The 1,897-nt window shown below is 72.3% G+C and carries 1 protein-coding gene; it reads right to left on the bottom strand.

The features are described 5' to 3' along the window. Nucleotides 1-1,897, bottom strand: a 1,897-nt coding sequence (locus tag EJK15_RS69065) for an acyltransferase domain-containing protein (RefSeq protein WP_138720888.1), incomplete at both ends; no start/stop codon positions are given.

Genomic DNA, 1,897 nt, shown 5'->3' with positions numbered 1-1,897 from the left:
AAGGCGGTACCGGGCAGGATCGGGGTGGCGTTGATGGCGTGATCGGCCAGCCAGGGCTGGGCGGTGACCGACAACCGGCCGGTCAGGATGGCGCCGCCGTCGGGCTGCTCCACCACCGCACCCAGGATCGGGTGGTCGGCGGCGGTCTGGCCAAGCGCGGCCGGGTCACCGGCCGGGGCGGGCTGCAGCCAGTAATGCCGCCGCTGGAAGGGGTAAGTAGGCAGATCCAGGTCGCCGGTGCGAGCACCGGTCGGCCAGGCGGTCCAGTCCACGGCGGTGCCGCACGTCCAGGCCTGGCCGAGCCCGGCGATCAGTTGGGCGGTCTCGTCCCGGTCGCGGCGCAGCAACGCCACCACCGCGGGGTCACCGCCGTTGTAGTTGTCCCCGCGGCCGCCATCGGCACTGCGGACCTCGGCGTGGTCGCCGTCCCCACCGCCGGTTTCGCCGGTGTGGTGGTGATCGTGGTGGGTGAGGGTTTGTTCGATCATGGGGGTGAGCTGGGCGTCCGGGCCTGCCTCCAGGAAACAGCCGACTCCGTGCCCGCGCAGGGTGGTGATGGTGTCGGCGAACCGGACCGGCTGCCGTACGTGATCCACCCAGTAGCCGGGCTGGGTGATCTCCTCACCGGCCAGGTCACCCGAGACGTTGGACACCAGCGGCAACTCCGGACGCCGCAGCGTCAAACCCGCCACGACCTCCCCGAACTCAGCCAGCATCGGCTCCATCAGCGGCGAGTGGAACGCGTGCGACACCCGCAACTGGCGGGTCCGGTGCCCGTGCTGCCGCGCCCAGTCGACGACCTGGGCGACCTGGTCGGATGCGCCGGAGACCACCACCGCGCCGGGCGCGTTGACCGCCGCCACCGCCACCTGGTCGTAGTCGGCCAGCACCGGGGCGAGGACCTCTTCGCCGCAGCCGATCGCCGCCATCACACCTCCGGCCGGCAGTGCCTGCATCAACCGGCCGCGGGCGGCCACCAGCCGGCACGCATCGGCCAGCTCCAGCACCCCGGCCACATGCGCCGCGGTGATCTCGCCCAGCGAATGCCCGGCCACAAAGTCGGGCCGGATCCCCAGCGATTCCAGCAGCCGGTACAACGCCGTCTCCACCGCGAACAACCCGGCCTGCGCGAACACCGTCTGATCCAGCACCCCACCGGCAGCAGAACCAGACCCAGGCCCAGCAGCCCCAGAACGAGCAGACCCACCGGCCTCGCTGGCCTCGCTGGCCTCGCCGAGGATGATCTCCCGCAAGCCCAACCCACCGGCCAGCCCGGTCACCACTCCCGCAGCATCGGCGGTGAGTTCAGTCTCCAGCAACGCACACGCCTCATCGAAAGCGCGGGCGAACACCGGGAAAGCCGCATACAACTCCCGGCCCATCCCGGGCCGTTGGGCGCCCTGACCGGAGAACAGCACCGCCACCCGGCCCGGCCGCACCCGACCCACCACTGAGGACGGCTCCAATTCCCCAGTCGCCAGCGCCCGCAACCCGGCCAGCACACCCTCCCGATCCGCCACCGGCAGCACCGCCCGGTACTCCAACGCCGCCCGGCGCGCCAGCCCGGCCGCCACCTCCACCGGACCAGCCGCATCGTGCTCGGTCATGAACCCGGCCAGCCGACCGGCCTGCGCCCGCAACGCCGCCTCGCTCTTGGCCGACACCAGCATCGGAAGTACCGGAAGCGCGGCGGTGTCTTCACCGGCCACGATCTCCGCCGACGGCACAACCGTGCCGGCGCCGACGGCCGACGGCTCCTCAACGGGCGGTTCTTCCAAGATGACGTGGGCGTTGGTGCCGGAGATGCCGAACGACGACACTCCCGCCCGGCGCGGCCGGTCCGCAGCGTGCGGCCAGGGCTGGGGTTCGGTCAGCAGCTCCACCGCCCCGCCGGACC

It is taken from the genome of Nonomuraea basaltis (assembly GCF_005893125.1).
In the GTDB taxonomy this organism is placed as follows: domain Bacteria; phylum Actinomycetota; class Actinomycetes; order Streptosporangiales; family Streptosporangiaceae; genus Nonomuraea; species Nonomuraea basaltis.
The sequence above is the reverse complement of the archived record's forward strand: the minus strand, read 5'-3'. Positions and strand labels throughout refer to the sequence as shown.